An 18,707-nucleotide genomic window follows, 5' to 3' on the forward strand; every position below is an offset into this window, starting at 1 on the left:
GACGTCCTGCGCGGCCCCGGACCTGGCCTTCCATAGGTCAAGGGGTTGCCTCGGCGAAGTGGCAGGACACCTGGCGGCCGCGGACCTCGCGCAGCGGTGGCGGAGCCGTACGGCACAGGTCCTGGGCCAGGGCGCAGCGGGGGTGGAAGGAGCAGCCCGGCGGGGGTGCGGCCGGGCTGGGCGGGTCGCCGCGCAGGACGATGCGTTCGCGGGTGGCCTCGACGTCCGGGTCGGCGACCGGGACCGCCGACAGCAGGGCCCGGGTGTAGGGGTGGGCCGGGTCGTCGTAGAGGGCGGCCCGGGAGCCGAGTTCGACGATCCGGCCGAGGTACATGACGGCCACCCGGTCGCTCATGTGCCGCACCACCGACAGGTCGTGGGCGATGAACAGGTAGGCCAGGCCGCGTTCGTCCTGCAGGTCGGCCAGGAGGTTGACGATCTGGGCCTGGATGGAGACGTCCAGGGCGGAGACCGGCTCGTCGCAGACCACCAGCCGAGGGCCGGAGGCCAGGGCGCGGGCGATGCCGATGCGCTGGGCCTGGCCGCCGGAGAACTCGTGCGGGTAGCGGTCGGCGTGCTCGGCGGCCAGGCCCACGCGTTCCAGCAGCTCGATCACCTGCGGGCGGGTGAGGAGTTTGCGCGGGCCTGAGACGATCTGCTGGACCGTCTGGCGGGGGTTCAGCGAGGCGAACGGGTCCTGGAAGATCATCTGGAGGTCGCGGCGGAAGGGCAGCATGGCCCTCGGCGGCAACCGGGTCAGGTCGTGGCCGTCGAAGGCGATCGTGCCGCCGGTGGGCTGCAGCAGGCGGACGATCATGCGGCCGGTGGTGGACTTGCCACAGCCGGACTCGCCGACCAGGCCCAGGGTCTCGCCGGGGCGGAGGTCGAAGCTGACGCCGTCGACGGCTCGGACGCCGCTGCCGAAGGTCATGCGCAGGTCGCGGACCGACAGGAGCGGGGCCGGGGTGGGCGGTCCGTCGTGGGTTTCTGGGGCGGGACGGGTGTCGAGGGGGTTCATCGGAGCGCTCCTTCCAGGTGGCAGGCCACCTTGCGGTCGCCGGCGGCCGGGCGCAGCGGGGGCTGCTCCGCCGTACAGGCGGGCAGGGCGGAGGGGCAGCGGGGGTGGAACCGGCATCCGGGCGGGAAGGCCGACGGCGAGGGCGGGCTGCCGGGGATCGCCGGCAGCCGCCCCGAGCCGCGTCCCCCGGCCGCCCGCCCGGATCCGGATTCCACACCGCCCTCCGGCCCGGAGCCGGGCGACGCCGAAGCCGGACCGAGCGGCCCCGGAACCAGCCCGGGCTCCTCTGAAGCCAGGCCGAGGGCTCCCGGAACCAGGCCGGGCTCCCCCGAGTCCAGGCCGGGGGCCCCGGGGGCCAAGCCGGGGACGCCGGAGGCCAGGCCGGGGACCGAGGGGGCGAGGCCGGGGACGGAGGCGAGGAGGCCGCGGGTGTAAGGGTGGCGCGGGTCCTTGAAGAGCGGCCGGGCCGGCGCGTGCTCGACCGTACGCCCGCCGTACATGACGAGCACCTCGTCGGCGATCCGCGCGACCACGCCGAGGTCGTGCGTGATCATGATGACGGCAAGCCCACGCTCGGCCTGGATGCGCTGGATGAGCTCCAGGATCTGCGCCTGCACGGTGACGTCGAGCGCGGTGGTCGGCTCGTCGGCGATGAGCAGGTCGGGCTCGCAGGCCAGGGCCATGGCGATCATCACGCGCTGCCGCATGCCGCCGGAGAAGCGGTGCGGGTGCTCGGCGGCCCGCCGGCGGGGCGCGGGGATGCCGACCTCGGCCAGCATCTCGACGGCCCGCTCGCGCGCCGCCCGGCGGGAGGCGCGGAAGTGCAGCCGGTAGGCCTCGGCGATCTGCTCGCCGACGGTGTAGAAGGGGTGCAGGCACGACAGCGGGTCCTGGAAGATCATCCCCATCCGGCGGCCGCGCAGCGCGCGCAGCCGCTCGGCCGGGGCGCCGACGAGTTCCTCGCCGTCGAAGCGGATGGACCCCGAGACGCGTGCCGTACGGTGCAGGCCCATGACGGCCAGCGAGGAGACCGACTTGCCCGAGCCGGACTCGCCGACGATGCCCAGCGTGCGCCCGCGCTCGACGCCGAAGTCCACCCCGTCGACCACGGTGACGGGGCCGAAGCCGACGGTCAGGCCGGAGACCTGGAGGATCATGCGTACCTCACCCGGGGGTCGATCACCGCGTAGACCAGGTCGACGACCAGGTTGGCGACGGTGATGAAGAAGGCGGCCAGGAGCGTGACGCCGAGCACGACCGGCTGGTCGGCCTTGAAGATGGCGTCGTAGGTGAGCTGGCCGATGCCCGGCAGCCCGAAGACGTGCTCGGTGATGACCGCTCCGGCCAGCAGCCCGCCGAGGTCCATGCCGAAGATGGTGACGATCGGGGTGAGCCCGGCGCGCATGCCGTGCTTGACGACGACCGTCCGTTCCGGCAGGCCCTTGGCGCGGGCGGTGCGGATGTACGGCTCGCCCATCGTCTCGATCATGGACGAGCGGGTCTGCCGGGCGTACATGGCGGCGTAGAGGCTGGCCAGGGTGAGCCAGGGCAGCAGCAGGTTGCCCGCCCACGCGCCCGGGTCCTCGGTGATCGCCACGTAGTCGGGGTAGGGCAGCAGCTCGAAGTGCTGCACGACGACGAGCAGGAGCATCATCGCGGTGAAGTAGACCGGCACCGAGGCCGAGGCCAGCGTGCCGGCCATGAGCACGCGGTCGAGCCCGGTGCCGCGCCGCAGCGCCGACACCAGCCCGACCAGCACGCCGCCGCTCAGCCAGAGCACCGCCGCGCCGAGGGCGAGGGAGACGCTGACCGGCAGCCGGTCGGCCAGCAGGTCCCAGACCGGCAGCGAGTTCTGGTATGAGTAGCCGAGGTCGCCGGTGAAGGCCTTGGCCACGTATCCGGCGAACTGCTCGTGCACCGGCCGGTCGAGGCCCATCTCGGCGCGGACCGCGTCGACCTGCTCGGTGGTGCAGGTCTTGCCGCAGGCGTGCAGCGCCGGGTCGCTCGGCAGGACGAAGAAGATGACGAAGGTCACCGCGCAGATGACCAGCAGCACGCCGGCCACGGCCAGCACGCGCCGGCCCAGGTAAGCGATCATGAGCGGGCCTCGCGGGGGTCGAGGGCGTCGCGCAGCGCGTCGCCCAGCAGGGTGAAGGCCAGCACGGTCAGGAACAGGCACAGGCTGGGCACGATGAAGTAGCTCGGCACGACCTGGTACCACTTGAGCGAGTCGTCGAGCATCTGCCCCCAGCTCGGCGTGGGCGGCCGGACCCCGACGCCCAGGAAGCTGAGCGCCGCCTCGGTGCCGATGTTGGCCGGGATGGCGAGCGTCACGTAGACCAGCACCGGCCCGGACAGGTTGGGCAGCAGCTCGCGGAAGAGCAGGTGCGCCCCGCTCGCCCCGCCGACCCGCGCGGCCTCCACGAACTCCCGGTGCTTGATCGACAGCGCCTGGCCGCGCACGATCCGCGCGACGTACGGCCAGCTGAACATCGACATGATCGCGATGAGCAGCAGCACCCGGTTGGCGTCCGGCGCGACCGACAGCAGCGCGAGCATGAAGATCAGGCTGGGGAAGGACATGACCAGGTCCATGAGCCGCGACAGGATCGTGTCGGTCCGCCCGCCGGCGTAGCCGGCCAGCAGCCCGGCGGCGGTGCCGGCCACGACGGTCACCGCGGTGGCGGCCACCGAGATCAGCAGCGAGATCCGCGCGCCGTACACCACGCGGGCGAAGACGTCGCGCCCGGTGCCGGGCTCCACGCCGAGCCAGTGCTCGGCGCTGAAGGTCTCGTACGGCACGCCGCCCAGCGAGCGGTCGATGGCGCTCTTGTCGAAGGTCTGGGTGTCCCACCCGCTGATCGCGGTGAGCAGCGGGGCGGCCAGGGCGACGGCGACGAAGAGCGCCACGATGGAGCCGCCGAACAGCGCCGCCGGGTCGCGGCGCAGGCGGTCGAGGGCGATCCGGCCGGGCGAGCGGCCGGATCGGATCGCCACCGTCACTGCTTGACGCCGAGGGCGGCGTAGTCGAACTGCCCGGACCAGATGAGGTGGCCGAAGGCGCCGGCGACCTTGGAGCCGGCCAGCAGCGGCTTGCGCTCCCAGGTCAGCGGGATCATCGGGGCCTTCTGCATGAGCGCCGCGTCGAGCTGGACCCACGCCTGGTCGGCGGCCTTCAGGTCGGTCATGGCGTAGATCTCGTCGATCTTGTCCATGGTCTCCTGGTCCTTGAAGAGCGAGACGTTGCCATTGTTGCCCTTCTCGGTGATGGTCCGGCCGTCGAACATCATCGGGATGAAGGAGGAGCCGGAGGGGTAGTCCTGGCACCAGCCGTAGGAGGCCATGCCGTCGAACTTGGCGGTGTCGCCGATGGTGTCGTAGTAGACGGCCGGGTCGTAGGTGTTGATCTCCACCTCGACGCCCACGCGCTTGAGGGACTCCTGCAGCGCGGTGGCCTCGTTCTTGGCGCCGGTGCTGGTGTGCAGCTTGACCTTGACCGGGGTGCTCACCCCGGACTCGGCGATGAGCTGCTTGGCCTTCTCGACGTCGCCGGTGGCCGGGACCTTGAGCGTGTCCTGGGCGACGCCGCCGGACAGCGACGGCGGCAGGAAGGCGGTGGCGATCTCGCCGGCCGCCGGGCCGCCCTTGACGGTCTGGTAGGCCTCCTTGTCGATGGCGTACTGCAGCGCGAAGCGGAACTTGGCGTTGTCGAAGGGCGCCTTCTGGGTGTTCATGGCCAGCACGTCGGTGCAGCCGCGGATCTCGTTGTGGAAGCGGGCCTTGACCTTCGGGTTGTTGAGGATCTTGGCGAAGCTCTCGCCGTTGACGTCGGCGTAGGTGATCGCGGTCTGGTCCTCGCCCTGGTCGGCGATGAGGCGGTCGTCGATGACGCTCTGCCTCAGGCCCTGCTTGACCACGATGCGGTCGGGCAGCGCCTTGCGGGCCGGGTCGGAGGCGGGGTCCCAGTTCTCGTTGCGGACCAGGATCATCTCCTTGCCGCGGGTGTAGCTCTCGATCTTGTAGGGGCCGGAGGAGAAGACGCGGTTGTCGTACTGCTCCTTGGTGTCCTTGGCCTTGGGCACCGGGCTGAAGCTGGGCAGGGTGGCGTAGTAGGGGAACTCGGCGACGGCGCGCTTGAGGCGGAAGACGATCGTCTTGTCGTCGGGTGTCTCGATGGAGGCGAGCTCGCCGCTCTTGTACGGGCCCTTGTAGGCGTCGGCGTCCTTCAGGACGAGCTTGTGGTAGTTCGGGCCGCCGGGCAGTTCGGGGGCGAAGGAGCGTTCGAGGTTGTACTTGACGTCGGCGGCCTTGATCGGGCTGCCGTCCTCGTACTTCAGGCCGTCCTTGAGGGTGAAGGTCCAGGTCTTGCCGCCGTCGGCCATCTCGCCGGTGGTGGTGGCGAGGTCGGGGACGACCTCCAGGCTGGCCGCGCCCGGCTCCGACTTGAAGGTGACCAGCGAGCGGTACAGGTAGCGCAGGCCGAAGTCCATCTGCGGCATCGTCCAGTTGCGGGCCGGGTCGAGGTGCTCGAAGTCCTGGTTGGACAGGATCGTCAGGGTGCCGCCCTTGCCCGCCTCGGTCACCGGAGGCTGGGTGCCCATGCCGGCCGCGGGCTTCTCGGGACCGGAGGCCCCTCCGCAGGCGGTCGCGCCTAACAGGACCGCGAGGGCAAGCAGGCCGAGCTTCTTCGCCATGATCGTCACTCCGTTGTGAGAAACAGTGTGACGCGTAACATAATAATGTGAAATAGTACTGACAAGCCTGCGTTACCGATCCGTGTCCGGAAACGCGCGATCCGAGGGATCTAGATGGCGAAGGGCTGGCGGCGCACGCTGTTGTCGAAGTTGGAGACCAGGAGTTCGGGCTCCCCCACCGAGCGGATCTCGGGCAGCCGGGTGAGCAGCTCGCGGAACATCGTGCGCAGCTCCTGCCGGGCCAGGTTGGCGCCGAGGCAGAAGTGCGGACCCGGACCGCCGAAGCCCACGTGCGGCTTGGTGTCACGGGTGATGTCGAAGCTGTCGGGGTCGGCGAAGACCTCCTCGTCGCGGTTGGCCGAGCCGTAGAACAGCACGACCTTGTCGCCCGGCTTCAGCTCCAGCCCGCGCAGCTCGTACGGCTCGGTGACCGTACGGCGGAACTGCATGATCGGCGAGACGTAGCGGACCATCTCCTCGATGGTGTTGCCGATGTGCGCGTCGAAGTCGCTCATCAGCAGCTCGCGCTGGGCCGGGTTGTCGGTGAGCAGCTTGATGCCGTGCGCCATGGTGTTGCGCGCGGTCTCGTTGCCCGCCACCAGCAGCAGCGAGAAGAACGAGCCGAGCTCGCGGTCGCTCAGCCTCTCCCCGTCGGGGTTGGCGGTGACCAGCGCCGACACCAGGTCCTTGCCCGGGTCGCCGACCCGCTCGTGGCCCAGGCGGATCACCAGGCGCTGCAGCGCCAGCAGGGCCAGCACGTTCTGGCCGGCCATCCTCGCGCTCTGGAACAGGCTGGGCCGTACGCCGCTGTAGGCGGTGGAGATGTCGACGTGCTTGTGCACGCGCTCGCGCTCGGCCTCCGGGATGCCCATCATGTCGCAGATGACGTGGATCGGCAGCCGGGCCGCGACCTGGGTCACGAAGTCGCGCGGGCCCTGGCGCTGCACGTCGTCGACGATCCGGGCGCAGGCCGCCTCGATGTCGCTCTGCAGGTTCTGGAGCATGCGCGGGCTGAAGGCACGCGAGACGATGCGGCGCAGGCGGGCGTGGCGCGGGTCGTCCATGTTGACCATCGACTCGCCGAAGACGTACTTCACCCAGCCCGGCGGCTCGGGGTTGGTGACCGCCGGCTCGCTGGAGAAGACCTTGGCGTTCCGGCTGGCCTCGACCACGTCCGCGTGCCGGACCAGGGCGTAGAAGCCCGAGCCCGAGCGCAGGAACGGCACCTTCTTCTCGGGGAAGAACACCGGCTGGTCGAGCTGGCGCAACCGGGCGAAAGCCTCGTGCCGCTCCTTGAGGGGTTTGCGCCAGAATGCAAGGTCCGCAAGGTCGATGTCCACCCGTCTATCCTGGCACGTTCCCGGATGGTTAACGCCAGGTTGGGACGGGGCGGGGATCCTCCGAGCATGAGTGCGACTCTCGCCGCCCTGCTGCTCACCAGCCTCACCACCTGGCCCGCCACCCCCACGGCCCCCTCCCCCGCCGTCACCTCCTCCCCGGCCGCCGAGGCCGCCTGCTCGGGGGCGGCCGGGGACTTCGACGGCGACGGCCGCGCCGACCTGGCGGTGGCCGCGCCGTACGCCACCGTCGGCGGGCACGCCCGCGCCGGCGCCGTCACCCTGCTGTACGGCTCGGGCCGGCGCGCCGAGCTGTCGCAGGACTCCCCCGGCGTCCCCGGCGAGGCCGAGCCCGGCGACTCCTTCGGCTCGGCGCTGGCCACCGGCGACTTCGACGGCGACGGCTGTGCCGACCTGGCCGTCGGCGCGTCCGAGGAGTTCCACGGCCGGCCCGTCGCCGGCGCCGACGGCCACGGCGTGGTCCAGCTCTTCACCGGCTCGCCCACCGGCCTGCGGCCCGGCCCTGCGCTGCGCGCGCCCAAAGCCGCCTCCGACCGCTACGGCGCGGCCCTGGCCGCCGGGAACCTCGACCGCGACCGCGCCGACGAGCTGGCCATCGGCGCTCCCACGCACGGCTCGGGCGGCGCGGTCTTCCTGTACGGCATGCGCGGCCTGACCCGCCTGACCCAGGCCACCGGCTGGATCGGGCAGCAGGGCCGGGTCACCGACCAGTGGGGCGCGGCCCTGGCCACCGGCGACTTCGACGGCGACGGCCGTGCCGAGCTCGCGGTCGGCGCGCCCGCCGACAGCCTCACCCACGACGGCCAGGGCTCGGTGACCATCGTCTCCGGCCGCCGCGCCCTGCTGCTGACCCAGGACAGCCGCGCGCTCAAGGGCTCCGCCGAGAAGTGGGACGCCTTCGGCGCCGCCCTGACCACCGGCGACTTCGACGCCGACGGCCGCGCCGACCTCGCCGTCGGCTCCCCCGGCGAGGGCCTGACCGCCAACCAGCGCGCCCTCGACTACGGCGACGGCATGGTCCACGTCCTGTACGGCACGCGGAGCGGCCTGGCCGCCGGCCGCCGGGAGGCCTGGACCCAGAACGCCCTGGACGGCAAGCCGCGCTACTTCGACCGGTTCGGCACCTCGCTGGCCGCCGGGGACCTGAACGGCGACGGCGACGACGAGCTCGCCGTGGGCGTCCCCGGCGAGAGCGCCGTCCAGGTGCTGGCCGGGACCCGCTCGGGCGGCCTCACCCGCCGGGGCAACCTGCTGCTCAAGGGCCCTGGAGCCGACTTCGGCTCCGCGCTCACCGTCACCCGCCTGTCGGGGCGCGGCTACCGCGCACTCGGCCTGGCCCGCCCGCTCGCCTCGCTGGTCGTCGCCGCGCCGGCCCGGGGCACGGTCTCGGTCCTGCCCGGGACCCGGCGGCCCGGCCCCTACGCCGGTCTGCGCCCCGGCGCTCCGCGCAAGCTGGCCGGCGGACCCGGCCTGTTCGGGTACACCTTCGGCTGAATCCCCCGGTCAGGCGCTTGACCTTGACACGATGACAAGCCCTTCACTGGGCCCATGACGCAAGACACCAACTCCCTTCTCCAGGCCCTGGCCCACGGCGACGCGTCGGTACGGCTCCGCGCGGCGATGGCGGCCGGGACGACCCCCGACCCCGGGCTGGTCGAGCCGCTCGTCGAGCGGTGCGCGATCGAGCCCGAGTTCTTCGTGCGCGATATGCTGACCTGGGCGCTCATCCGCCAGCCGGCGGACCTGACCGTCCCCCGGCTGCTCGTCCAGCTCCGGTCGGAGCGAGCGCAGGCCCGGAGCCAGGCCCTGCACACGCTGTCCAAGATCGGCGACCCGCGGGCGTGGCCGTCCATCACCCGCGAGCTGCTGACCGACGCCGACGACGAGGTGGCGCGAGCCGCCTGGCGCACGGCGGTCGCGCTGGTGCCCGAGGGCGAGGAGAGCGGCCTGGCCGCGGTGCTGGCCGGACAGCTCGGCCGGGGCGGGCGGGAGACGCAGCTCAGCCTGAGCCGGGCGCTGGTCGCGCTCGGCGAGGTGATCCAGCCCGCGCTGCGCGCGGCGAAGGAGGCGGCCGAGCCGGGGGTGCGCGCGCACGCGATCGCCACCGAGCGGCTGCTGCGCGACCCGGAGGCCGGGTTCGCGTTCGCGATCGAGGAGGCCAAGCGGGTGGTCGCCCTGGGCGGCGCCGGCCGGGAGGAGTGACGGGGACGTGCTGATCGGCGAGGTGGCGCGGCGCTCGGGGGTCAGCGCGCGGATGCTCCGGCACTACGAGACGCTCGGCCTGGTGCGGCCGACCGGCCGCAGCGGCGCGGGCTACCGGGAGTACTCCACCGACGACATCCGCCGGATCTTCCACATCGAGAGCCTGCGCTCACTGGGGTTGTCGCTGCGGGAGGTCGGGCGGGCGCTCGACGATCCAGGGTTCACGCCGGCCGGCCTGGTCGACGACCTCATCCGCCGGACGCGGGAGCGGATCGCCGCCGAGACCGAGCTGCTCACCCGGCTGAGCCGGATCGACGCCGCGGGACCGGCCGGGTGGGAGGACGTGCTCCAGGTGGTCTCGCTCCTGCAGGAACTGGGGTCGGCCAGCGCCGGGCGGCGGCAGAGCGCGGTGTTGTCACCGGCGGCGGAGGTGCCGGTGGCGGCGCTGGTCGAGGCGGCGCTGAGCGAGTCCGACCCGAACGTCGCCGGGGCGCTGCGCTGGGCGCTGGCCCGCTCGGGGGACGGACTCGGGCTGCTGGCCGACGGCCTCGCCGACCCGGCGGCCGAGGTGCGTGAGCGGGCCGTCCAGGCCGTGGCCGAGCTGCCGGGCGAGGAGGCGACCGCGGTGTTGCGCGAGGCGCTCACCCACCCCGACGTGGTGGTGCGCAGGCGGGCGGCGCTGGCGCTCGGGGCCCGTGGCGTGGCCGAGGCGATTCCGGCGCTGGTCGAGACCGTGGTGGAGGGCACCAACGACGTGGACGCGGCCGACGCGCTGAGCGCGCTGGCCGAGCGACCGGAGCTGGCCGAGCGGATCGCGGCCGGGCTCACCGAACGGCTCGCCGCCGGGGCTGGGTCGGAGCAGCGCCGGCGGCTGACCCAGGCGCTCGCCGACATCCCCGGTCCCACGGCGGCGCGGGCGCTCGCCGAGCTGACGGGCGACGAGGACCGGGCGGTCGCGCTCACCGCAACCTACGTCCTGCGCCTGCGCGAGGACCGGTGACGGTCAGCGGGCCAGCGGGGTGACGACCTTCCGCTCCACCGGGGAGGACATGACGATCGAGGTCGTCGTCCGGCCGAGCTGGGAGATCTCCTCCAGCAGCTCCTCCAGGTGGACGGTGTCGGCGACGGCGACCTTGAGGATCCAGCAGTCCTCGCCCACCACGTGGTGGGCCTCCAGCACCTCGGGCCGCTCGGTGAGCCGCTGGGTGCGCGGGTGGCGCAGGCCGTAGCCGCCGTGCGGGTTGACCCGGACGAAGGCCTGCAGCCCGTAGCCGAGGTGGGGCAGGGAGACGGCCGCGCCGTACCCGGTGATCACGCCGGTCTCCTCCAGGCGGCGGATCCGTTCGGTGACCGCGGCGGGGCTGAGCCGGACGCGGCGGCCGAGCTCGCTCAGGGTGATGCGGCCCTGCCGTTGCACCAGGTCGAGGAGCTGGGCGTCGATGCCGTCCAGGGATTCCACGGCGGCGGGGCGGATCTGCCGTGGTTCTTTTCGTGGAATCGCCTCAATACCCATTTTTCTGCCTTCAACATGATCCGGAGCCCTGGAAGACTCATGTTCTCATGAAGAGGGTTTGTGTCATCGGCGGGAACCGGTACTTCGGCCGCCAGGTCGTCGAGCTGCTGCGGGACGAGGGCTGGGCGGTCACGCTGGTCAACCGCGGCTCCACCGAGCCGCCGCCCGGCGTGCGGCATCTGGTCGCCGACCGGGGCGACGTGGCGGCGCTGCGCGCGCAGGAGTTCGACGTGGTGATCGACCAGGTCTGCTACACCCCGGCCGACGCCGTCGCGGCCCGGCAGGCGTTCGGCGGGCGGGTCGGCCGGTACGTGATGACCTCCACCATCGAGGTCTACGCCGACCAGGACACGGCCGAGCCGCTGGCCGAGACCGACCCGCTGCGCTGGCTCACCGAGCCGGTGCCGGCCGGCGAGCTCGAGTACGGCGCGGCCAAGCGGCTGGCCGAGGCGACGCTGGCGGCCGACCCGGTCTTCCCGGTGGTGACCGTACGGTCCGCGCACGTGCTGGGCGGCGAGGAGTGGACGGGCCGGCTGCGGCACTACGTCGAGCACATCCGCGACGGCCGCGAGGTGCTCGTGCACGCCGAGCCGCGCCGCTCGGTGTTCATCCACCACGCCGAGATCGCCCGCCTGCTGGCCTGGGCGGCCGGTGAGGACTTCACCGGCCCGGTGAACGCCTGCTCGCACGGCGAGCTGGACGTCTTCGACCTGTGCGAGCGCATCGGACCGGCCCGGTTCAGCGTCGGCGAGCCGGCTTCGCCGTTCTCGTTCGACCGGGGCTACGCCATGTCCAACGCCCGGGCCGAAAGCCTCGGCTTCGCCTTCTCCCACACCCGGGACTGGCTGGACAGCGCGATCGAGGAGGCCCGCTGAGACGGCTCGGCGCGACGAAGGTGTGGCCGGTCGGCCTGGGCGCGATGCCCCTGTCGATCGAGAACCGCCCGGACGAGGCACGCGCGCTGGCGACGATCCACGCGGCGATCGAGGCCGGCGTGACGCTGATCGACACGGCCGACTCCTACCACTGGCACGCCGGTGAGGAGGGCCACAACGAGGAGCTGGTCGCCAGGGCGCTGGCCGGGCGCACGGAGCAGGTGCTCGTCGCCACCAAGGGCGGCCGCACCCGGCCCGGCGACGGGTCGTGGGGCGTGGACGGGCGGCCGGTGCACCTGCGCCGGGCGTGCGAGGCGTCGTTGCGGCGGCTGGGCGTCGAGGCGATCGGCCTCTACCAGCTACACAAGCCGGATCCGCGAGTGCCGTGGGCCGAGAGCGTGGGCACGCTGCGCGAACTGCTCGACGAGGGCAAGATCCGCGCGGCGGGGCTCTCCAACGTCAGCGTGGCTCAGCTTCTGCAGGCGCGCGAGGTGCTCGGCCAGGACCTGGTGTCGGTGCAGAACGAGTACTCGCCGCTGGTGCGCGACAGCGAGCCGGTGCTGCGCGCCTGCGAGGAGCTGGGCGTGGCCTTCCTGCCGTGGAGCCCGCTCGGCGGCATCTCGCGCAGCTCCCTCGACCCGGGCGCGCCCGCGTTCGAGCCCGGCCCCTTCCACCGGGTCGCCGCCGGGCGCGGGGTGAGCCCGCAGCAGGTCTGCCTGGCCTGGCTGCTGGCCTCCTCGCCGGTGCTGATCCCGATCCCGGGCGCGAGCCGGCCCGAGTCGGCCCGCGACTCGGCGCGGGCCGCGGAGCTGGAGCTCACCGCCGCGGAGCTGGCTCAGCTGGGATGAGCCGGCGGTGCGTGGTCCTGGCGGCGGCGCCGCGCTTGGAGATGTACTCCAAGGTGCGGAAGTCGGCCGCCAGCCCCTCGCCGTCCACCCGGCAGACCAGGTAGCCGCGGCGCTGGTCGAGATAGCTGAGGTGCGGGTTCTCGGCCAGCGACTCGGCGATCCACGCCCGGTCGCGGTAGCCGTCGCCGTCGCTGGCGATGGAGGAGGTCACCAGCTCGCGGGCGACCACCGGCGAGCCGGGGTCGTCGAAGTCGAGCTTGAGCTCGGCGTCGTGGTGCATGTGCGCGTCGCCGGTCAGCACGACCGGGTTCGAGGCCCGCGTCATCAGGCCCAGCAGGCGGGTGCGCTCGGCGGCGTAGCCGTCCCAGGAGTCGAGGTTCACCTCGCGGCCGGGGCCGCGCCGGTAGTCGCGCTGCATCATCAGGATCTGCTGGCCGAGCAGGTTCCAGCGCACGTCCGGCGCGCCCAGCCCGCCGGCCAGCCAGTCCCACTGCGCGCGGCCCAGCAGCGTGCGCCCGCCGGACAGCCGCTCGTCGCACCCGGCCCGCACCCCGTCGAGGCAGGCCTGGTCGTCGCGGAACTGCCGGGTGTCCAGCAGGTGGAAGCGGGCCAGGGTGCCCCACGAGACGCGCCGGTTGACGCGCAGCACCGCGCCCTGGAGCGAGGCCCGGCGTAGCGGCATGTTCTCGTAGTAGGCGCGGAAGGCGCTGGCCCGGCGGCGGGCGAAGGCCGGCGCGCCGGTGCTGGAGACCGGGCCGGCCCAGTTGTTCTCCAGCTCGTGGTCGTCGAAGGCGACCAGCCAGGGCGCGGCGGCGTGGGCCCGCTGGAGGTCGGGGTCGCTCTTGTACTGCGCGTGCCGCAGCCGGTAGTCGGCCAGCGTGGCGCACTTGCCAGGCGTGTGCGTGCGGACGCGGCCGGCCAGGGCGGTGTAGCCGCTCGGCCCGTACTCGTACAGGTAGTCGCCCAGGTGCACCACCAGGTCCGGCTCCTCCTCGGCCAGGCGGCGGTAGGCGGTGTAGTAGCCGTGCTCGTAGTGGGCGCAGGCGGCGACCGCGAACCGCAGGGGCGAGCTCTCCCCGGTCGGGGTGGTTCTGGTGCGGCCCGTCGGGGACAGGTGGCCTTGGGCTCGGAAGCGGTAGAAGTACTCCCGGCCCGGTTGGAGGCCGGCCAGCTCCACGTGCACGCTGTGCGCGTCCTTCCAGGCGGCGGTAGCCGTACCGGACCTGACGACGGAGGCGAACCGCTCGTCGGCGGCGACCTGCCACTCCACGTCCACATCTCTGGCCGCCATCCCCCCGCGCCCGTTCAGGCCCAGGGGGTCGGTGGCCAGCCTGGTCCACAGCACGAACCCGTCCTTGGACGGGTCACCCGACGCCACCCCCAACGTGAACGGATCCCCCACGCTCCGGCTCCTGGCTGTGGCACGGTCGGACATCAGGGGCGCCAGGCCCACACCGGCGAGAAACGCTCTGCGATCCACGCACCAGATATCTCCACCCGCCCTGACACCCCTATGACACCCGCCACAACCCCTTATGAACAACCCCGGTCATCTCGGCTTTCCGGGGGCTCCGCTCCCATGGGAGGACCGTGGCGGGCCGGGAGGAAGGTGGGCTGTCCGTGGAGGCAGGCGGCGGAAGGCAGGGAGCGGAGGGGGCTGGGTGGCCGGAGCAGGTGCGGTGGCCGAGGCCCGAAGTGGGTGGCCGACGGATCCAGGGACGGCGGGTCGGGAGGCTGGAGGCCGGGAGCCGAGAGCCAGGGAGGGCTGGGGGAGGCCGGGGCTGGGGTGGGGGGGCTGGTGGGGGGCTGGTGGGGGGCTGGTGGGGGGCTGGGGTGGGGGGCTGGGGTGGGGGGCCGGGTGGTCGGGGATGTGGCGGGTTGAGGGGCGGTGTCAGGCCGCCCCTCAACCACCCGTCCAACCAATGCGGCGAGGGCCGGCGTCGGTGGGGGATGCTCCAGTGCGGCGGGAAGGGGGGTCGGCGAGCCTCAGGACTCCAACTGCCGCAGAAGGTCACGAGCGGTCGCCACAGCGTCCTCGGCCCCCAAGGCCTCGAACCGCTCCACAGCCTCCCCGCAAACCCGCAGTGCCTCCCCCTCCCGCCCGAGCGCGGCCAGATACCGCGCCCGGTCATAAAGGACGACGGCCTGCTCGAAGGGATCCTCGACCACGACGTTCACCGAAATGGCCAGCGCCCGCTCAGGGTCCCCGCCCCAGAAGGACGACAACGCCGCCCGCCGCGCCATGACCCCCGCGGTCTCGGGGTCGTCCTCGCGATACCGCTCGGCGGCCAGCGCGAAGTACCGCGCCGCCTCCTCGTCCCGGTCGACCTGGTCGAGGAGGCGCGCCGCCATGTCAGCGGCCCGCGCCGACTGGAGGGCGGTGGGGTACAGGGACACGAGCTCCTGGAACCCCTCCAAAGCCACATCGACGTCCCCAAGCTGGTGCAGGGCGTGGGAGCGCGCCCAGCGGGCCTGGTTGAGCGCCTCGGTCTCCTCGGGGTCGATCATCGCCAGCGCCTCCTCGGCGGCGACGGCGGCCTCGGCCGGACGGCCGCTGTCGAGGTAGGCCGAGGCCAGGTCGGCACGGGTGAAAGCGGCCCGCTCACGCTCGCCGACGGCGGTGAAGAGCGCGACGGCCTCGATGAGGTCCTCGGCCGCCTCCTCGCCCCGCCCGATCCCGAGCAGCACCTCGCCCCGGGCCGCGTGCGCCAGCGCCCGCAGCCGCGGCTCGCCGCGGACGGCGAGGGCGTCGCCGTAGGCCGCCAGCAGCTCGTCCAGGTCGCCGCCGTACCCCTTGCCGATCAGGTACGCGAGGAGCATGGCCGCCTCGGCGAGCGGCACCGCCGCCCCCTCGGCCTTGAGCGCCCGGCAGGCCCGGCGGGCGGTCTCCAGCGCCTGCGCGGGCGCGTACTCGCCCTGGACCTGGGCGAGCAGCAGCAGGGCGCCGCCGTCGTCCTGGCCTTCCAGCAGTGCCGCGGCCTCCCGCACCGACCCGTCCTGGGCCAGCATCCGGGCCATCCGGCGCAGCGAGCCGCCGCGCTGGCGGGGCGTGCCGTACTCGCTCAGATACGCGTGCACCCGCTCGGCCAGCTCGCGGTCGCCGGTGAGCTGGGCGACCCGGCCGAGCGACGCCTGCCCTTCGGCGGGGTCCTCGTGCTGCTCGGCCGCCGCGCGCCAGTGCCGCTCGGCCGCCTCACGGTCGCCCTGTACGGCTGCCGCCAGCCCGAGCCCGTCGAGGCGGCGGGCGGTCAGCGGCCCGCCCACGGCGTCGTAGCGCTCCCACGCGGCCAGCGCGCCCTCCACGTCGCCGCGCTCCCAGGCCTGGTGCGCGGCGTCCATGAGCTCCTGCGGCGACTCGCCGCGCACGACCGGCGCGGGCGGCTGCGGCGTGGGCCGGCGCGCGTGCGGCACCAGCGGCACGTACTCGGCGATCGGCTCGGCGGCCAGCCGCGCCTCCAGCAGCGCGCCCTGCTCGCCGGTGCCGTTGCGGGTGTCGAAACGGGCGGCCAGCTCGCGGGCGCGCGCCTCCAGCCCGGCGGCCCGCGGGTCGGGGTGGCCGAGCTCCGCCAGCCGGCGCAGCAGCAGCGCGGCGCAGCCGGTGAACTCCAGCGCCGCCCTGGGCGAGGGCGCGCGGTCCAGCAGCGGCAGCTCGCGCTCCAGGATCTCCAGCCCGCGCGACTCGTTGCCGGACAGCGCGCAGAACTCCAGGTGCCGCCCGATCTCGGCGAGGTTGTGCACCTTGCCGGCGATGATCCGGTAGGCGCGCTGGTGGGCCGCGGCGGCCTCGGCGTGCCGCCCGGTGCGCAGGTAGGGCAGCAGCAGCTCGGTCAGGATGTCCTGCGGCTGCTCGGTGCAGGTCAGCTCGCCGGCCAGCACCGGGGCGGCCAGCTCGACCGCCTCCTCGTCGCGGCCGAGCCACACCAAGTGGGCGACCTTGCCGCTGGGGTCGCAGCCCACACAGTCCGACAGCTCGTCGCGGGGCGTCGTGCACCACAGCCGGTAGTGGTGCTCGGCCTGCTCCCGGTCGCCCAGGTGCCGGGCCAGCGCCGAGCGTTGCGCGTGCACCGCGTGCGGGCCGTGCCCGGCCAGGACGTAGCGGCGTTCCATGTCGTCCAGCACGTCCAGGGCGCGGCGCAGCGGCACCTCGGGGAAGCTGCGGGTGTCGCCGGCGATCCACTTGAAGTGCCACAGCAGCGTGTCGGCCGCCTCGCGGCCGTAGCGGCCGGGCTCGGCGTCCAGGGCGGCGACGTTGCGGGAGAAGACCGCGAACGACTTGCCGGGCTCGCCGCCGTGCTGGTAGGCGCCGGTGAGGGCCAGGCGGGCGTCGAAGAGCCGCTCGGGGTCGCCTTCGGCCTCCGCCTCCTTGACCGCGCGCTCCAGCAGGATGGTCCTGGCCTCGCCGTACGGCAGGCCGTAGGCCTCGAAGAGGAGCTCTTCCGAGGTCATGCTCACTTCACCGCCCAGTCGAGGAGGCCGAGGAACGAACGGTTGAGCGCCGCGGTGTCGGCCGGGCGCAGGGGGTGGTGGCCGTGCAGCAGCGCCATGCCGTACAGGGCCTCCACCGCGGTGGCGGCGAGCTCGGGGTCGAGCCCGGCCAGCCGGCGCACCAGCGGGTTGCGGTGGTTGAGGACCAGGCGGGGCCGCTCGGCGGTGCGCTCCAGCGCGCCGAGCACGTCGGCCCACAGCTCGTCGGCCTCCTCGCGCGCCTGGCGCAGTTCGGCGGCCTGGTCGGCGGCGCGGCTGGTGACGTAGAGGGCGGGCAGCGAGGCCGGGTCGTAGTCGCGCAGCACCGCCTCGCAGCCGAGCGGCTCCAGGGCGCGGGCCGCGGCGGCCAGGAACGGGCGGGCGGCGAGCTCGGCGGCGGGGTCCACCGGGGCCAGGCGCGTGGTCAGCTCGGCCGGGTCGAGCGGTTCGATGCGGGCGTCGAGCCTGGCCAGGCCGCGCAGGATGTCGCCGTCGTAGACGTAGCCGCCGTTGACCAGGGCCACGCCCTGGGCCTGGGAGACCGCCGAGAGCTGGCGGAACTCCTCGACGCTGGTGGTGAAGCGGCCGCGCGGGTGCCGGGTGCGGAACTGGGCGAGGGTCATCGGCCCGTCGCTGGTCTCGTACTCCAGCCAGCCGTCCACCAGGCGCAGCAGGTCGTCGTCGTGCAGCGCCAGGGCCTTGACGCCGAGCGCGTGCAGGCGCAGGAAGCCGCGCAGCGCGGCGGGGTCGGTCTCGGCCAGGCGCACCAGCCAGTCGCGCACCTGCCGGCCGAGCTGCTCGCGCACGTGCTCCAGCAGGTCGTCCTCGTAGAGGGCCTCGCGGCTGGCGGTCGGGCGCAGCTCGCCGGCGTCCACGACGCAGCGGGCGAAGAAGGCCCATTCGGGCAGCAGGCCCTCGGCGCGCTCGGTGAGGAGCATGCGCTTGAGGTAGACGCGGTGCGCGGCGCGCACGCCGGGGCCGGCTCCGGCGGGCAGGATGAAGGCGACGCCGGTCAGGCCCGCACCGGGCACGTCCAGGTCGAGCACGTCGAAGGGGGTGAAGCCGAAGGTCTGCCGGCCGTACTCCAGGAGGCGGTGGCGGCGCTCGGCGGGCGACTCGTCGGCCTTGGCCCAGGGCAGGGCGGGCTCCGTGGTGCGGCGGCCGTTGACCGTCACCTCGATCGGCAGCAGCGAGCCGTACAGCCGGGCCAGGTCGGTCACGGTGGCCTCGCTGACCCATTCGTCCGCGCCGGGCCGCACCCGCAGGGTGACCGTGGTGCCCGTCTCCTCGCGGGCGGCGGGCTCGACGCGGTAGGTGCCGTCGTCGCGTCCGGTCCAGCCGACCGCGTGGCCGCCGCGCGCCGAGCGGGTCTCGACCTGGATCTCGTCGGCGACCAGGAAGCCGGACAGCAGGCCGATCCCGAACTGGCCGAGGAACTCGTGGCGGGCGAAGCCCAGCTCGTCGCGCTTGGAGGAGCGGCCGATGGTGGCCAGCAGGGTGTGCACCTCGTCCTCGGTGAGCCCGATGCCGCTGTCGTGCACCCGGATCGTCCCGGGGCTCACCTCGATGCGCACCCGCGCCGGCGCGGCCGGGTCGAGCGCGCGCCGGGCGGTGATCGCGTCGGCTCCGTTCTGCAGGAGCTCTCGCAGGTAGACGCGGGGGCTGGAGTACAGGTGCCGGCTCAGCAGGTCGACGACTCCACGCAGGTCGACTTGGAACGCATTCTCCACCCGGG

15 protein-coding genes are annotated in these 18,707 nt (G+C 73.6%); 5 read left to right on the plus strand and 10 right to left on the minus strand.

Annotated elements, in window-relative coordinates; translation table 11 throughout:
- Positions 1–37: 37 nt before the first annotated feature.
- The 6 genes from ACIBG7_RS15430 to ACIBG7_RS15455 all read right to left on the minus strand — a co-directional run bounded on the left by ACIBG7_RS15430 (position 38) and on the right by ACIBG7_RS15455 (position 7,052).
- A complete protein-coding gene (locus ACIBG7_RS15430; RefSeq protein ID WP_397336603.1) occupies positions 38–1,018 on the minus strand; it encodes an ABC transporter ATP-binding protein in 981 nt (326 codons plus the stop codon).
- Entirely contained in the window at positions 1,015–2,175 is a 1,161-nt protein-coding gene (locus tag ACIBG7_RS15435; RefSeq protein WP_397336604.1) for an ABC transporter ATP-binding protein, read from the minus strand. The genes ACIBG7_RS15430 and ACIBG7_RS15435 overlap by 4 nt, the downstream gene beginning before the upstream one ends.
- Positions 2,172–3,116, minus strand: coding sequence for an ABC transporter permease (locus ACIBG7_RS15440; protein WP_397336605.1), 945 nt, complete (start codon positions 3,114–3,116; stop codon positions 2,172–2,174). Before ACIBG7_RS15440 ends, ACIBG7_RS15435 begins: the two co-directional genes overlap by 4 nt.
- Positions 3,113–4,015: an ABC transporter permease gene (locus ACIBG7_RS15445; RefSeq protein ID WP_357931247.1), complete on the minus strand. Its 903-nt coding sequence runs from the start codon at positions 4,013–4,015 to the stop codon at positions 3,113–3,115. The genes ACIBG7_RS15440 and ACIBG7_RS15445 overlap by 4 nt, the downstream gene beginning before the upstream one ends.
- 2 nt (positions 4,016–4,017) lie before the next feature.
- The gene (locus ACIBG7_RS15450) at positions 4,018–5,712 is read right to left on the minus strand and encodes an ABC transporter substrate-binding protein (RefSeq protein WP_397336606.1); all 1,695 of its coding nucleotides are present in this window, start codon (positions 5,710–5,712) and stop codon (positions 4,018–4,020) included.
- Positions 5,713–5,822: 110 nt separating this feature from the next.
- Positions 5,823–7,052 carry a cytochrome P450 gene (locus ACIBG7_RS15455; RefSeq protein WP_357931253.1) on the minus strand — a complete coding sequence of 410 codons (1,230 nt, stop codon included), beginning with the start codon at positions 7,050–7,052 and terminating at the stop codon, positions 5,823–5,825.
- A 66-nt stretch (positions 7,053–7,118) separates the two neighbouring features.
- Between ACIBG7_RS15455 and ACIBG7_RS15460 the strand changes: the two genes are divergently transcribed.
- Genes ACIBG7_RS15460 through ACIBG7_RS15470 form a run of 3 tightly spaced genes read left to right on the plus strand, consistent with a single transcriptional unit; the run spans position 7,119 to position 10,272 of the window.
- Positions 7,119–8,564: a hypothetical protein gene (locus ACIBG7_RS15460; protein ID WP_397336607.1), complete on the plus strand. Its 1,446-nt coding sequence runs from the start codon at positions 7,119–7,121 to the stop codon at positions 8,562–8,564.
- Positions 8,565–8,618: 54 nt separating this feature from the next.
- Complete coding sequence (locus tag ACIBG7_RS15465; protein ID WP_397336609.1) at positions 8,619–9,272, plus strand: HEAT repeat domain-containing protein; 654 nt, start codon at positions 8,619–8,621, stop codon at positions 9,270–9,272.
- A gap of 7 nt (positions 9,273–9,279) precedes the next feature.
- Positions 9,280–10,272, plus strand: coding sequence for a HEAT repeat domain-containing protein (locus ACIBG7_RS15470; RefSeq protein ID WP_397336610.1), 993 nt, complete (start codon positions 9,280–9,282; stop codon positions 10,270–10,272).
- Positions 10,273–10,275: 3 nt separating this feature from the next.
- On the opposite strand, the gene ACIBG7_RS15475 is transcribed toward ACIBG7_RS15470, so the two are convergent.
- Complete coding sequence (locus ACIBG7_RS15475; protein ID WP_357936758.1) at positions 10,276–10,731, minus strand: Lrp/AsnC family transcriptional regulator; 456 nt, start codon at positions 10,729–10,731, stop codon at positions 10,276–10,278.
- Positions 10,732–10,832: 101 nt separating this feature from the next.
- Between ACIBG7_RS15475 and ACIBG7_RS15480 the strand changes: the two genes are divergently transcribed.
- Entirely contained in the window at positions 10,833–11,660 is an 828-nt protein-coding gene (locus tag ACIBG7_RS15480) for an NAD-dependent epimerase/dehydratase family protein (protein WP_397336611.1), read from the plus strand.
- Between the two features lie 44 nt (positions 11,661–11,704).
- Positions 11,705–12,508, plus strand: coding sequence for an aldo/keto reductase (locus tag ACIBG7_RS15485; protein ID WP_397336612.1), 804 nt, complete (start codon positions 11,705–11,707; stop codon positions 12,506–12,508).
- On the opposite strand, the gene ACIBG7_RS15490 is transcribed toward ACIBG7_RS15485, so the two are convergent.
- The 3 genes from ACIBG7_RS15490 to ACIBG7_RS15500 all read right to left on the minus strand — a co-directional run bounded on the left by ACIBG7_RS15490 (position 12,477) and on the right by ACIBG7_RS15500 (position 18,702).
- Positions 12,477–13,910, minus strand: coding sequence for an alkaline phosphatase D family protein (locus ACIBG7_RS15490; RefSeq protein WP_397336613.1), 1,434 nt, complete (start codon positions 13,908–13,910; stop codon positions 12,477–12,479). The two genes, ACIBG7_RS15485 and ACIBG7_RS15490, sit on opposite strands and share 32 nt — an antisense overlap.
- Positions 13,911–14,494: 584 nt before the next feature.
- On the minus strand, positions 14,495–16,954 hold the full coding sequence (locus ACIBG7_RS15495) for a hypothetical protein (protein WP_397336614.1): 2,460 nt from the start codon (positions 16,952–16,954) through the stop codon (positions 14,495–14,497).
- 2 nt (positions 16,955–16,956) lie between these two features.
- Complete coding sequence (locus tag ACIBG7_RS15500) at positions 16,957–18,702, minus strand: HSP90 family protein (RefSeq protein ID WP_397336615.1); 1,746 nt, start codon at positions 18,700–18,702, stop codon at positions 16,957–16,959.
- Positions 18,703–18,707: the final 5 nt, after the last annotated feature.

This window comes from Nonomuraea sp. NPDC050328, assembly GCF_044459405.1.
Classification (GTDB): domain Bacteria; phylum Actinomycetota; class Actinomycetes; order Streptosporangiales; family Streptosporangiaceae; genus Nonomuraea.

What these genes read in the sequence shown, in the direction of transcription:
- ACIBG7_RS15430 (WP_397336603.1), bottom strand. Translation starts at nt 1,018, where the DNA reads ATGAACCCCCTCGACACCCGTCCCGCCCCAGAAACCCACGACGGACCG.
- ACIBG7_RS15435 (WP_397336604.1), bottom strand. Translation starts at nt 2,175, where the DNA reads ATGATCCTCCAGGTCTCCGGCCTGACCGTCGGCTTCGGCCCCGTCACC.
- ACIBG7_RS15440 (WP_397336605.1), bottom strand. Translation starts at nt 3,116, where the DNA reads ATGATCGCTTACCTGGGCCGGCGCGTGCTGGCCGTGGCCGGCGTGCTG.
- ACIBG7_RS15450 (WP_397336606.1), bottom strand. Translation starts at nt 5,712, where the DNA reads ATGGCGAAGAAGCTCGGCCTGCTTGCCCTCGCGGTCCTGTTAGGCGCG.
- ACIBG7_RS15460 (WP_397336607.1), top strand. Translation starts at nt 7,119, where the DNA reads ATGAGTGCGACTCTCGCCGCCCTGCTGCTCACCAGCCTCACCACCTGG.
- ACIBG7_RS15465 (WP_397336609.1), top strand. Translation starts at nt 8,619, where the DNA reads ATGACGCAAGACACCAACTCCCTTCTCCAGGCCCTGGCCCACGGCGAC.
- ACIBG7_RS15480 (WP_397336611.1), top strand. Translation starts at nt 10,833, where the DNA reads ATGAAGAGGGTTTGTGTCATCGGCGGGAACCGGTACTTCGGCCGCCAG.
- ACIBG7_RS15485 (WP_397336612.1), top strand. Translation starts at nt 11,705, where the DNA reads ATGCCCCTGTCGATCGAGAACCGCCCGGACGAGGCACGCGCGCTGGCG.
- ACIBG7_RS15495 (WP_397336614.1), bottom strand. Translation starts at nt 16,954, where the DNA reads ATGACCTCGGAAGAGCTCCTCTTCGAGGCCTACGGCCTGCCGTACGGC.